The sequence below is a fragment of the Cupriavidus sp. LA-1 genome (assembly GCF_055385985.1).
Genome location: NZ_AP031389.1, coordinates 302,583 through 315,621 on the forward strand (window position 1 = coordinate 302,583; position 13,039 = coordinate 315,621).

The window sequence follows — 13,039 nt, forward strand, 5'->3', positions numbered from 1 at the left end:
CTATACGTCTAGTACCAGTTCAGAACACTTCGCCCGCGAAACACATATCAGGATTGAGCGGTTCGCGTCGCGCTCCACATCGCTCAGGACAAAGTCGCGGTGGTCAGCCTCCCCGGAAACCAGTGGCACCTCGCAGCTTCGGCACAGCCCCTCGCGGCAAGCCGAAGGTAGGCATACGCCATTCGCCTCGAGCACATCGAGAATGCTAGCGTCCTGTGGGACTGCAAAGGTTCCACCATGTCGAAGCAGCCGAACATGAAACTCCTGGGATTGTGACGCCATAGTCGGCGCGTCGGCGCGAAACCGCTCAAGATGGACTGCACCTTCGGCGACGCCTATGGCGGCAGCGGAGCTGCACACCGCATCCATCATAGGACCTGGCCCGCACGTATAGACATTCCAGCCCTGTGGCATCTCGCGGATAAAGCTTTCAATGTCGGGGCGTCCCGCATGTTCGTCATCCGAGTGCAGCAATACCTGTTCGGTCAATGGAGCGAGTTGCTCGAGGTATGCAGCATTCCTCCTGGACCTGACACAGTACATCAATCGCCATGGTGCCCCCGTCGCGATGCATCGTCGAAGCATGCTCAGGATCGGTGTGATACCGATGCCACCAGCGATGAAAAGAGCCTCTTTTGAATTTCAAGTGGGTGGTATCGTGGCGGGTTTCAGGTAAAGAGCAACACGAGCGATGCATAGCAAACTGTTTGAAGCAGCCCTTGGCGTAAGCGATCCGTGGTTCGTCCGGGAGGTCGACTTCAACGCGCAAACCAAGACGTTGACGATCCAGATTGACTTTGTCGCCGGCAGCCGCTTTTCCCACCCGGAGATCGCCGGTGGGCACCCGGTTCACGACACGGTGACCAAACGCTATCGGCACCTGAACTTCTTCGAGCACGACTGCTATCTGGAAGTCCGCACGCCACGCGTGAAGCTTCCCGACGGCCGCGTGGCGTTGGTCGAGCCGGACTGGGCTGGCAAGCTCTCTGGCTTCACGTTGCTGTTTGAAGCCATGGTGGTGGCGCTTGCGCAGCAGATGCCGTTTTCTGCTGTGGCCAGAACGGTGGGGGAGTCGTGGCATCGCGTGTACGCTATCTGCGAGCGCTATGTCGACCTCGCGGTGGCCGAACTCGATCTGGCCGGCATGACCGCTGCCGCCGTTGACGAAACGTCCTACAGGCGCGGTCACAACTACCTGACGCTTGTCGCTGATGCCGACGCGCGTAACGTCGTGTTTGTGACCGAAGGCAAGGATGCTGCCACGGTTGGCAAGTTCGCTGAACATCTGCGCGAGCACAACGCTGCGCCTGAGCAGATCGGCGTGGTCAGTATCGATATGTCGCCGGCGTTCATCAAGGGCGTCAGCGAGCATTTGCCCAACGCGCGCATCACCTTCGACAAGTTCCATGTCGTGGCGCACGCTTCGGCAGCCGTGGACAAGACCCGGCGTATCGAACAGAAGACCGATCCAAGCCTCAAAGGCCTGCGCTGGACGCTGCTCAAGGATCGGGACGGCTTGCCAGCCGCACAGCGTGCCGATCTCGACGCGTTGATCGCCAACGTCACGACCAAACGCACCGCCCGTGCCTGGCTGTATCGCGAGCAGTTGCGCGACATCCTTGGGCGCAAGCAGATCAACGTTGTTTCCGCAATGCTCGAGCAGTGGTGCACCAACGTCATGCGATCCAAGGTCGAGCCAATGAAGGAGGTCGCGCGCATGATCCGCAAGCATTTCGACGGCATCGTTGCTTGGACCCAGACGCGCCAGACCAATGGCTTCCTGGAGGCGCTCAACGGCCTGTTCCAAGCCGCCAAGCGCAAGGCCCGCGGTTATGTGAGCTTCAAAACCATGCGCACCGTGATCTTCCTGATCGCCGGAAAGCTCGACTTTTCCTCGATCAACCCGCATGCCGCATAACCCACTCATTTTTCAAAAGAGCCTGAAAAGATGGCCCGCAGCAGTCTCGTCGAGCCCGAATAGCGCCCTGGGCTCGCCTATTTGCAGGCGAGTGCCAAGCCGCAATTCCTCATGTGCAAACTTTGACCCACCACGAGAGTTTGGAGCAAGCCCGATTCCGAGCCAATAGCGCGCCCTGTCGTCGGCAGAACTCACAATGGAGTACTGCCGCGTCAGTCCATTCGGAAAGCTAACGTCCACGTGCGCACCAGGTCTAAAGGCGGGCAGCACTCCTCTTGCATGGTCCTGCAGCTCGACACCGAGGACGCCTTCGGCTTCCAACCGAAGGCCGGTTATGACGAGCTCCATCATGCAGCCTTGCCTTGGCGTTCTGCTTCAGCCTCCTCCACAAGGCGTCGCTCGACAACCCATCGGAACTGCGACAGCGCAGCATCGATGGAGAACGGAATCATCTTGAAGTTCGGCGCCAATGCAAGCGACTTCTGTTGCGCCATCACGATTTCACGATCCTCATCGAATGCAGTGACGACACTCTGGTGAACCGACTTGGTGACTTCGGGATTGTCAATCGCGAAGTTGTGGGGGTGAGCAAAGAAGTAGTGCGTGGAATTCTCCGTTTCAGGCGTCAATGCCTGGCAGCCACGAAACTCCGCGGCGTCGACACGCGTACCTTCCGGTGCTCCAGTTCCCGTCGGCGCCATACCGGAGTCCATCAGTAGAATTGCCGGAATCGTGAAGTTGTAGATATTCCAGCGGTCCACCTTCCCTGGCCAGTTCTTGACTTGCGTGGCAAACGGAGGCGCCTCGGTGTTCAGCGCCCACCGAATAATACGCACCCCATCGTCGAGACGTTCGACCTTCGGCTGCACAGCAGCATAGTCCTCACCGCCACCAAGCGTAGTGGGATGGACAAACGGCAGGTGGGAAAAATCCAGCAGATTGTCTGCAATGAGCAGATAGTTGACGTCGTAGTGGATGTACCCATCGAGGCTGCGCCAGGCTGGGTCGTCCAACCAACGGGTATCTGGGATGAGGTTCGGGTCTGCCTTTTCCGGGTCACCCATCCAAATCCAAATCCAGCGGTTCCGTTGCACGACCGGGAATGCACGTACGCGCGCTTGCGGCGGAATGCGCTGCTGCGATGGCGCCTCGACGCATTGCCCTGTCGGGTCGAACTTGAGGCCGTGATACATGCATCGGACGCAATCCCCCTCACGCCGACCGATGGAAAGCGGTGCGCCGCGATGGCAGCAGCGGTCTTCCAACGCATGCAGTGCGCCGTCACTGGTTCGGTAGAGAAGGACGGGGATACCCGTAATGGTACGACTGAAAAGGTTGCTCTCGGTGACCTCGTTGTCCCAAGCCGCCACGTACCAGGTGTTCTTCACGAACATAGCTGTCTCCTGTGAGTCACGTCCCTCTAAGGGACGCCTTGACAAGAGGTTAGGGAGCAAGCAAACATGCGTCAATCTCATGCAAGACATGCTTGGAATGTATCGCATGCATACCGAAAACTTCGACTACAACCTTTTGTCGGTCTTCGACGCCATGCTGCGAGAGCGCAGTGTGACGCGTGCGGCTTCCCAACTCGGGCTCACGCAAAGCGCAATGAGTCACGCGTTGAACCGCTTGCGCGACTACTTTCAGGACCCATTGTTTGTAAAAACCACCCGGGGGATGACGCCCACGATCAAGGCGGAGGCATTGGCGGAAACGATTCTTGAAGTTATGACTGCCATGCGTACTCGCGTGTTGCCTCAAGCGAGCTTTGAGCCGGCATCGATGAATCGCACCTTCACTCTCTGCATGACCGACATGGGTGAGTTGGTCTTCCTGCCGCCGCTGATGGAAAAGCTGCGTTCAGTGGCTCCCCATTGCAGGCTTCGCACGTTGCAGGTACCCATCCCACAAATTGAAGCGCTACTGGCATCAGGCGATGCTGACCTTTTGCTGGGTTCTGTGCAGACAGCTCCGGAGTCGCTGTTTCAGCAACAGCTGTTCATGCACGGCTTCGTTACCATTGTCAGTACAAGAAACAAGGAGGTTGGCGATACCCTCACGCAAGAACAGTTCGAGTCGATGCCACAGGTCGCAGTGAGTCTGGCAGGTCGTTCAAGTCCTACCTATGATTCAGCATTCGAGCGCCACGGGCTTAGGCGAAATATTTATCTGCATACTCCGCACTTTCTCACGATCCCCTTACTCATGGATCGCGAGCCGCAACTCATCGCTACTGTCCCCGAAGAACTCGCCAATGTCTTCAGCCGCTACGGCATTGTCCGCGTAGTTAAGCCACCGGTCACGTTGCCGCCATATGCATTGAGCCAGTACTGGCATCCGCGGTTTCACCATGACCCGGCAATCGTGTGGCTTCGGCAGCTCGTAAAACAAACATTCGACACGTATCCCAACATCGAGGCTTAGACGCAGCCGCTTAGACCGCACCGTGGCTTTTCCCGACGCCGTTCTCAACGACCACCGTTCGCACACCTAATGTTGTAACCGTCCCCTCGTATCGCCACCTCGCAGGAAGTCCCATCAAATCAGTGCATTGCGCGACGTTCTACTTGAGCACGTCTGTGGCTTTCCGCACCGAAAGTTGTATTCGCTGGCCCCGTTTCACCTAATGTTGTGTCTTGTCGGAGCGGGATGGGAGGGTCGTCGGGTGCGCGCCAGATTACATCTACGGGCCCGAACTGTCGCTGCTGAGGCGTCGCACGTGGAGATCAACTTGACCACGTGGCCCACGGTCGATGACCAAGCACTGTCAGAGCCTCACCGCGCTAGTTTTCTCGCCCGCGTCAGTGCGGTTCGGCTCTATTTAAATGGCGCTGATGGCAAGGATATTCGGGCGAAGGCGGGCATCAGCCGCGGCCAGGTGTACCGCCTGATCACCGAGCGTTGCCTGGCGCCGCATCCTGACGGTCGCATCTATGGCTGGCGCGGATTGCTGCCGCACCAGCGCATCCACCCCTACACACGTACTGCGCCTCTTGCAGTGAATCCCTGGGGCGGCGGTGCGGCTGGGGCACTCCAAGCCGTGTTCCGGAGCGCGGCAGCCCAAGGTCTGGAAGCTGAATTTCGCCAGCAGATCATTGGGAACCGTAAAACGCTCGAGTCGTCCCGCCGGCCTCGAGCCGTGCTGTACCGCTGGTTTCTGACCGCGTTGCGGGAACGAGGGTTCGAGCAGCGCGGGGAATGGCCGTTCAACGTCGCGAAGCAAGGCTACAAGGCCATCTGCCATTACATGGATGAGGTCATTGCGGCGGCACCGCTACGGACGCGTAGCGCACTACTTGGCGGCCCGGAAGCTCAGCGCAAAACCCGCACGGGCGATGGGACACGTCGTCCAGCGTTGCGGCTGTTTGAGCGCGTGGAATGCGATGCGCACAAGCTGGACGCGCGGATGGTGGTGCTCGTGCCGTCACCGCACGGCGGCTACGAGCCGCGGGTCATCCACCGCCTCTGGGTGGTCGTGCTGATCGAAGTCGCCTCGCGCGCCATTCTAGGCTACAGCTTGTCTCTGCGACGCGAGTGCGGTGCCGATGATGTCTTGCGCGCCGTACGCTGCGCGTTGACGCCATGGGCGCCGCGCGACATCTTGTTCAGCGACAACGCCTATGCCAAGGGCGCAGGCCTGCCTTCGTATCGCTCGCCACGGTTTGTCGGCGCTTGCTGGCAAGAATGCAGCGTTGACGGCGCCCTGGCGAACATTTGCGATCGGGTCGAAGTTGCCTTACGCGATGTCGTGGGCGCGCGGCTGGTGAAACCGCAGGATCCTAGCAGCTTCAGCTGCCGGCGCAGCAAGGACGACCGTCCCTACATCGAAGCCTTCTTCCGCTGCCTGGCCGCCGGTGGTTTTCATCGCCTGGCGACCACCACCGGAAGCTCACCGGATCAGAAACGGGGCACTGACCCGGAGCAGAAAGCGATGGACACCCATTTCCAGCTCGAGTATGCACAGGAGTTGCTGGACACGCTGATCGCTAACTACAACGCCACACCACATTCCGGCCTCGGCTATCGCAGCCCGCTTGATCAGCTTGAGTTGTTGGCCGACCAAGAGGATGTGCCGTTGCCCACAGCTGACCCGATTGCCGTAAGCAAGATGGTGGGCGTGCGCAAGCTCTGCACGCTCCTCGGCGGCAGTCATACCGGTCGACGACCGCATTTCCACTTCGCCAACGCCCGGTATTCCGCAGAATGGCTGTGCCTGCGCGGGGATCTGCTGGGCAAGAAGCTATGGCTGGCAATTGAAAACGAAGACGATGCCCGTTTCGCCACGGTGTCGACGCAAGCCGGCCATTTTCTCGGCGTCGTCCGAGCCGCACCGCCGTGGCACCGCACCCCGCATTCCCTGTACATCAGGCAGGCCATTCGCGGCCTCGAACATCGGCGGCTGCTGTTCCTGTCACGCGAGTGCGACGCGGTCGAAGCACTGTTGCAGTATGCCGAAAGCTCTCCCGGCGGGCGGCTGCCGCCTCACCCGGCGTACCTGGAGGCCCGGCGGATCCTGCAGCAGTACGCCGAGATGGTCGAAGGCGCATCCATGGTGGCCCTGGCACGCAACGCTTTGCCTAGCGAAGCCGCTGCCGAGGCTGAGCCAGCCGAACCCGCGACGCCCCGAAGTCTTCCACCGATGCGCAAGGCACAGCTATGGTAAACGCCACGTACTGCCCCCCAGCTCCCCTGGTACCCACCCACGTGCCCCGTGACCATCCCGTCGTGACGCGGGACTATTCCCTTTACACCGTCGCGATTCAGGAGATGGTGAACGCGGTGGCCGGCTGGATTGATGACCAGGTCGATGGCGCGACCATCTATGGCCCCTCGCGTTTCGGCAAGTCCAGTGGCGTCAACCACTGGCTGCAGCGATTGCTGTCGGAGCGCTGCGGCGGCTATGTGCCGATGGTGGTCTGGAGCCACACCGACTCTGGCGGTGCGCAGTCGGTCGGCCGGTTTTATGCGGAGTTGCTGCAGGCGAGTTCCCATGCCCTGGCAACAGCGGTCAGAAGCCCACTGGCGCGGCACCACATGTTGCTGGAACGCTGGATCGAGGTGGCTTGCCAAGGTGGTGGGCGCTTCCTGGTGCTGGTCATCGACGAAGCCCAGGGTATGTCGCAGCGAGAATGGTTGTGGCTCGTCGAACTGCACAGCCAACTCGATCGACAGCGCATCCGGCTGTGCGTGATCTCGGTGGCTTCGCTCCAGTTCTTTGATGAAGCCATCACCATGGCGCTGTCCGGCGGCGCGCATGTCGCGGCCCGCTTCATGCTGGCCACCAAACCATTCGAGGGGATTCGTAGCGAGCAGGAACTCGCTTACGTGATGGCGGGCTATGACAGCGGCAGCGAGTGGCCGCCAGGCTCTGGCCTGTCGTTCACGGCAAGCCTGGCGCCAGTGCCTTGGGCCCAGGGCTTCCGGCTCGCGGACAGCGCGTCAGCGCTGATGCGTGCCATGACCGATTGCCTGCCGGTGCGTTACGCGGGGCCGATCAATTTTCCGATGAAGACGGTAACCCATGCTTGCCGCCACGTGCTGCTACGCCTGGCTGCGGGCGCGGACATGGAGCAGGCGACGTCACTGAATTCGTGGCGACAGGTGGTCGAGGCAGGCGGCCATCGCATGTTGATGGCGATGGTGTCGGCCACCGCGGCGCGACAACGTAATGATCGCAGCGCGATGCAGACATGACTGAACCACCGCGTTTAACGTGGCATCGCGACAGCATCCTGCCCTATGCGTCCTTGAGCCACACGCTGCACCGGGCCTGCGAACTCAATGGGCTTTGGCCACGCCAGCTTGCCCTCATGGCGGCGATCCGTGACCACCGCGGGGCGCCCCGGCCCGCCTGGGGGATTGATCGGGAGCGACTCGCGGCGTTACTGGGCGAATCATCGGAGAAATTTCGATGGTCAACGCTGGATGAGGCGACGGCCTGCCTGCGGCCCGCCCTCTTCGGCGCCGACGCCAGAGTCTGTCCCCTCTGCCTGGCGGCGGGCTACCACTCTGACTTGTTTGCGCTGCGCTTGCTGCAGGACTGCCCGATCCACGCGGTGCCACTGCGTGCGGAGTGTCACTGCGGCCGCGCGTTTCCGATGACGTTGTCGGATCCTGACGGCCCGCCCGGCAGCTGCCCCTGTGATCGGCTGCGCTTTTTTACCGCCGAGTTGTGCCGCCGCCCCCGCATGGCGCCGGCGGACATGCGCGCCATGGACCAGTTGGTGACGTGGCTCGATGCCCTCACGCACGTAGCGCACTCGGAGGCGGTCGCATGCCAGCGCTTTTGGACCCAACGCCTGGAACCGGAGGAGATCATGGCGCTGAGCGAGGCGATGGGGCAGCCGACTCCGCCGGGACTTGTGCCCCTTCCCTGCCGGCACACGGTGCGGGTCGTGCGCAGGCCGGACACGGTCTCGCGCAGTCAGTGCCGCTCTCGGCAAACCGTACCGACCCCGGATTTGACAGCACCAGCGTCATCCTACTGGCCAGATGCGCCGGCTTTGATGGTCTACCGGGCCATGGCACGTCATTTTCGTCGCCACGTGGTGCCCCGCACCGCGACCTGGCTGGCCAGGATCTTCCGGTATCCGCATCCTGCCGTGGCCGCTGTGACCGCGGCGCGTCACCCGCAGGCGACGCTCGTCATGACAGAGTGCCTGTGGGCGCGCAGTGTCGAACCGGAGGTCGATCTTCGCCGTTGGCCCTATCGGGCGCCACCGGCTGGCGTGTTCGGGGACCTGAGCGAGCAGGTGAATCTACACGCGTCGATCCATACGCCGAATCGGGCGTTTTCCGGGACAGAGGATCGCACGTGGCTGGCCTACCATGCGGCGGCGAGCACGCTGCTTCAGCTGTGGGCGCTGGCGGAGCGGCGCGTCCGCGACACGCTCGATGGCGCCCGCTTGCATTCTCCGGACGCCGCCCAGATCGCGACGGGCTCGCTGCGCCCATGGTGGAGCGCGAAGCGCCGTCACGCTACCTGCTTGGTCGAGGCGGTCATTGCCAGCGGCGAGGCTTGGGGGCCCATCTCCAGGCCCGGCAAGGCCGCGCGCTGCGATCGCGCCATGCGGCACCGCCAACGCCGCCAGCGTGCCATCGTTGCGCAATGGCACGCGCAAGGGCCAGGGCTGACGTACTCGGCTGAGAGCGGCTGGACGGTCGCTGCCGCCCTCGCCCCGGCCAGCGCCGATATCCGCAGGCGGCGCCTGCTCGGCGAGCCAGATGGCGGCGCGAGGTTTTGGATTTTCCGGGAAGGCGCCGGCGCGTTTGTCGCGCGCCTGTGCAATGGGCGGATGCAGGCGGTGGGCGAAACGCCCCGGGCCGCTATTCTGGCATTACGGTCCGCGCTGCTTCGCGATCGCCCGGTTTGAAATGGTCCGAGCGAAGGCATCCTCGCCGCGAGCAGCGACAACATTAGGTGCAAGCGGTGATAACTTTACGTATGTGAGCGAAGGGATCGGAAAAACATGCTCCATAGAACACTTCGCCATCAAGCCTGATAACGCGTATTCTCAGGCTTGAATTTTTATGGGTTATGCCGGTTTCACTTTGTCCGCCGCTAGCGCGGCGCTGGCCAAGACAGGATCGCTTCAGCGGCCCTGCGGCTGCCGTTCCAGGCGACCATGACGGCCTGCTGATGGTCGTGGCTCCGGCCGGCGCTTCACCATGGGGTTGATTGTTGATCGCTTACGGCGCTCGGCGTTCCAGCCGCCTCCAGCGCGTTGATGCGGCTGCGGTGCGGCAACCCATGCATCGCCGCTGCGCTGGTCCCAAGCGCGCCCTGCCGGCTCCCTCCCTCGTAGAGAAGGTGTTGAAGATCGTCATTCGTACGACCCGCGCTCATCATTCATGCGAGCTTGGCTTTTCAGTGCGAAACAACGTTCCTGTGGGGCGCTGCGCACGCTCTACGAAGCAATTGATGAAAGTTGCCAAGCCTGTTGAGTCGCCAGAACCTGATCGCCTCAAGGTCGGATCCAGCCACTCGCGTTTCCAGAATGGCGAACAGACATCGGCACGATTCAGGATCAAACAGGGATAACATCACCGCTAACGCACTGATCGAAAGTAGTTGCACCTGACGCCGTTACGCCGCCGCGCGGGTGTAAATGATCAGATTTGATGCGCTTCGGACGCAATGTGCTCTCGATTAATGCCACCGTGGTCAAGGCCCGACCCGGCGGGGGAGCCAGTTGCTAAAGTTTGCAAGGTCAGGATCTAGCGGGATTTGATTGTGGGCAGCATGTCCTTGTTACGCTCGATGAGCTCGTCGACCAGCTCCACCAGGTATTGCTGCATGGACGTCTCGGTCATCGTACTCAGCAATTTCAGGTTGGTGTACCGGCGCTTGTTGAGCTTCACGTTGACCGTTCGATAGACGCTGTTCTCGTCCAGGTCCGCGGTAGTTGAAGCCCGTGCGGTTCGCGCAGCTTGTCCAGTCACGGCCGGGGAGGCTGCTGGCGTAGTCTCCTCAGCCGGGTCCCGCCCGACCATAGCGCTGGACTCGAAAAGGCTCGCGACTGCCGCCGGCGAGGCCGCCCCCTTGGCGTCTCCCGTTTTGGGTGACTTGCTGAAGGTACCGATTTTTTTGGTCACGGTGGACTCCCGTTGGCCTAGCCGAAGTGTCGGTGTAGAGCTGTTGCAGCTCCATTGTTGATTTCGAGGGCGGGTTACCGGCTGTCGTGTTCTCTGCTAGATAAGGCTGCTTTGGTTCTTTGAGCGCGTCCGCGCCGCTTTCCTCATTTCACCCGCGACAAAGGAGCAGAACGAAGCAGCAATCGTCGGACGGTCCATGATGTTAGCTTCGCTGACGTCAGCGGGCTTGAGGCCTTGCCGCTCGATGGTCCGTATTCCGATAGTGTTCGTAGTGGCAAACTTTCGAACGAGCTCGTCTCGCATCTTTTTGTCGGCGGCAGCAAAGAATTCCGTGGCCATGCGCGTTTCCTCGGCCCGGCGTTTCTCTGCCGCCGCATCGGCCGCAGCAACACTCGCAGCGACTGCGCTTTGCGTCGAGGTCTTAGCCACATCTTCAGCAGAACTCTTGGCGGCTATTTGGGCCTGAATACGGTCAACTTCCTTGTCAGCTTCGGAAACAAAGCCGCCAGCGTCGATAACCTTCATCAGATAGCCAGCGACACGCGTGATCTTGTTGCCGCGGCGGATTTCTCGGCGAACGTACTCGATGGCCTGTTCAATCCTTGCGTCAGACCAAGTTTCTCGGTTTGAAGCAATGCGGTCAAAGTGCCGGTCCGTCAGCCCAAATTCGCGCTGTAACGTCTGGAACAATGCGACCGAGTTGAGCATTGCGGCTTTGGATGCTTGCGCGCTCTCCTTGCGCTCCATCTTGAACCGAATCTGGTCCTGCTTGCGCGATTTCGGGGTTCCTGCCCTAGTCTCGTACGAGATGGTGATATCCGAGAGTTGATTAATCTGTGCAACCGCCTTCTCCAAGTAGTCTCGCTTGAAGAACTTGAACTCATTGTTGTTCGCCCAGGACTTACCGGGTAGGTTTCGCACGAGTTGAAGCGGCAACCAGTCCGTCCGCCCCTTGTCCACAGTAGGCAGAACGTGGTCGTAGATTCCTCGGGCGTAGATGAGCGTAAACCGCGAGGTGACCAGCAGGCTGGTCCAATAAGAATTCTCTGGGTCCTTGATGAGCCGTTGCAGCTCTTCTGGGACGCGGAAGCGAATATAGCCGTTGCGCACGCGCACACGTCCGATGAGCTCTAACCAATCCCCATCCTCGTTGCTGACAGTGGAGACCTGGCGGGAATTCACCCGGTCCTCTAGCTCGTCTTCCTCATCACGAGATTCAGAATCCTCTACGATGCGCCCTGCTCCGTCGACGGTCTCCACTGGGGCGTTCGTCACCTCAAGCATGGAAGCCTTGACCTCCCGGATGACCGCGGAGAAGTGCTTGGTGTTCCGGCTGTCATACCGCATCAGCCATTTGAAGAAACTGAGCGAAACTTCGTAGCTGTCGCGAGACTCTGGTTCTTGAGCAACGATGAAGTAGGCTGCGTCGACGAAGCGGCGAGCCACCATGCCAAGCCCGATGATGCGGGCAAAAATCGTGTTCTTGTGAAACCCAATGTCCTGGTCGCTCTTGACTTCGTCAATGGGCTTTTGCACAGGCGCCATCTCGACAAACAGATCGAGAGCGTACTGAAGAGAGGTGACCCGCCGGTCTATGCTGCTGGTCATGCCCGGTTCCTGTTGTCGGCTGCCTGACGCACAAAATTGCAGGAGACTGTAGCAGATGCAGGTGATATGTCAATCCACGAATATCACCCTCATTTCACGCCGATTGCCGCACGCACAGAATCTCTCACCTAAGCACAAATCCTCTCACCTGTCCGTTAGCAGGAACGTGGATAAGTTCCTGTCTGACAAGGGAGAACAACAGTTATTCACACGCGTGACACAAAATCTCTCACTTTGCGGGCCCTGATATCGTCGAACTCTCACCTTTCCGGGGTCGCATATAACCTTCATCCTCAAAATCTATCACCGTAGCGCACAAAACTTCTCACTTTTGAGGCTGAATTCTCTCTCCTCTAGTGGCTAAGTGCTTGTTTTTAAAACACAAGTATTCTTCTTGTTTGTGGGTTTGTAGGTTTTTCTTTGTAAACAACAACCCACAAACAGACAGGGACGACAGAAAACGGGCCGCTCAGAACCTCGGGCACGTCTCCAGTAGCCCGTCCCGCCAGGAGCGGTACGACTTGGCCGCCCCCCTGGATTTGCGCAAAGCTGTTACAGGACAGCACTACGCGAGCTATTCGGTCCTCGTCGCAAGATTCAAGCGGCATTGATTGGTAGCAGTTGAAAGGTGAGAGATTTTGTGCACGCAGCTACTTGTGGTTGACGTGATTGGGATTTCATTTGCACAAGATCTCTCACCTTGCTTCTCATCGTTCCTGGCGTAGCTGGAGCGCAGGCAAGCGTGAAGGTGAGAGATTTTGAGACCTTTGCCTGGCAGTACTTTGCCCACTTCTGCCGTTCGCCACCGTCTGGTCTGTCTTAGGTGAGAGATTTTGTGCTCCGTCCCGCCCCCTGCCCGGGTCGCCTTTGGGCAAGTTGCACAGAATCTCTCACCTTTGACTTCCTTAGCGGGCTGTG

The 13,039-nt window shown here is 60.2% G+C and carries 9 protein-coding genes; 5 read left to right on the forward strand and 4 right to left on the reverse strand.

Going from position 1 to position 13,039, the window contains the following annotated elements; genetic code table 11:
- A complete protein-coding gene (locus ACZ5MJ_RS33755; protein WP_464226824.1) occupies positions 1–585 on the reverse strand; it encodes a flavin reductase family protein in 585 nt (194 codons plus the stop codon).
- Between the two features lie 106 nt (positions 586–691).
- On the opposite strand from ACZ5MJ_RS33755, the gene ACZ5MJ_RS33760 reads away from it, so the two are divergent.
- Positions 692–1,918, forward strand: coding sequence for an ISL3 family transposase (locus ACZ5MJ_RS33760; RefSeq protein WP_464223144.1), 1,227 nt, complete (start codon positions 692–694; stop codon positions 1,916–1,918).
- 347 nt (positions 1,919–2,265) lie between these two features.
- Here ACZ5MJ_RS33760 and ACZ5MJ_RS33765 read toward each other — a convergent pair whose 3' ends face one another.
- The gene (locus ACZ5MJ_RS33765) at positions 2,266–3,312 is read right to left on the reverse strand and encodes an aromatic ring-hydroxylating dioxygenase subunit alpha (RefSeq protein WP_464226825.1); all 1,047 of its coding nucleotides are present in this window, start codon (positions 3,310–3,312) and stop codon (positions 2,266–2,268) included.
- Between the two features lie 106 nt (positions 3,313–3,418).
- Here ACZ5MJ_RS33765 and ACZ5MJ_RS33770 point away from each other — a divergent pair, with 106 nt between their 5' ends.
- The 4 genes from ACZ5MJ_RS33770 (at position 3,419) to ACZ5MJ_RS33785 (ending at position 9,291) form a co-directional block, all read left to right on the forward strand.
- The gene (locus ACZ5MJ_RS33770) at positions 3,419–4,342 is read left to right on the forward strand and encodes a LysR family transcriptional regulator (protein ID WP_464227055.1); all 924 of its coding nucleotides are present in this window, start codon (positions 3,419–3,421) and stop codon (positions 4,340–4,342) included.
- A gap of 307 nt (positions 4,343–4,649) precedes the next feature.
- Complete coding sequence (locus tag ACZ5MJ_RS33775) at positions 4,650–6,581, forward strand: helix-turn-helix domain-containing protein (RefSeq protein ID WP_464226826.1); 1,932 nt, start codon at positions 4,650–4,652, stop codon at positions 6,579–6,581.
- Positions 6,582–6,643: 62 nt separating this feature from the next.
- Positions 6,644–7,612: an ATP-binding protein gene (locus ACZ5MJ_RS33780; protein WP_464226827.1), complete on the forward strand. Its 969-nt coding sequence runs from the start codon at positions 6,644–6,646 to the stop codon at positions 7,610–7,612.
- Entirely contained in the window at positions 7,609–9,291 is a 1,683-nt protein-coding gene (locus ACZ5MJ_RS33785; RefSeq protein WP_464226828.1) for a hypothetical protein, read from the forward strand. Before ACZ5MJ_RS33780 ends, ACZ5MJ_RS33785 begins: the two co-directional genes overlap by 4 nt.
- A gap of 844 nt (positions 9,292–10,135) precedes the next feature.
- Here the strand turns inward: ACZ5MJ_RS33785 and ACZ5MJ_RS33790 are convergent.
- Positions 10,136–10,513, reverse strand: a complete 378-nt coding sequence (locus ACZ5MJ_RS33790; RefSeq protein ID WP_464226829.1) for a hypothetical protein — start codon at positions 10,511–10,513, stop codon at positions 10,136–10,138.
- Positions 10,514–10,609: 96 nt separating this feature from the next.
- The gene (locus tag ACZ5MJ_RS33795; RefSeq protein WP_464226830.1) at positions 10,610–12,121 is read right to left on the reverse strand and encodes a replication initiation protein; all 1,512 of its coding nucleotides are present in this window, start codon (positions 12,119–12,121) and stop codon (positions 10,610–10,612) included.
- Positions 12,122–13,039: the final 918 nt, after the last annotated feature.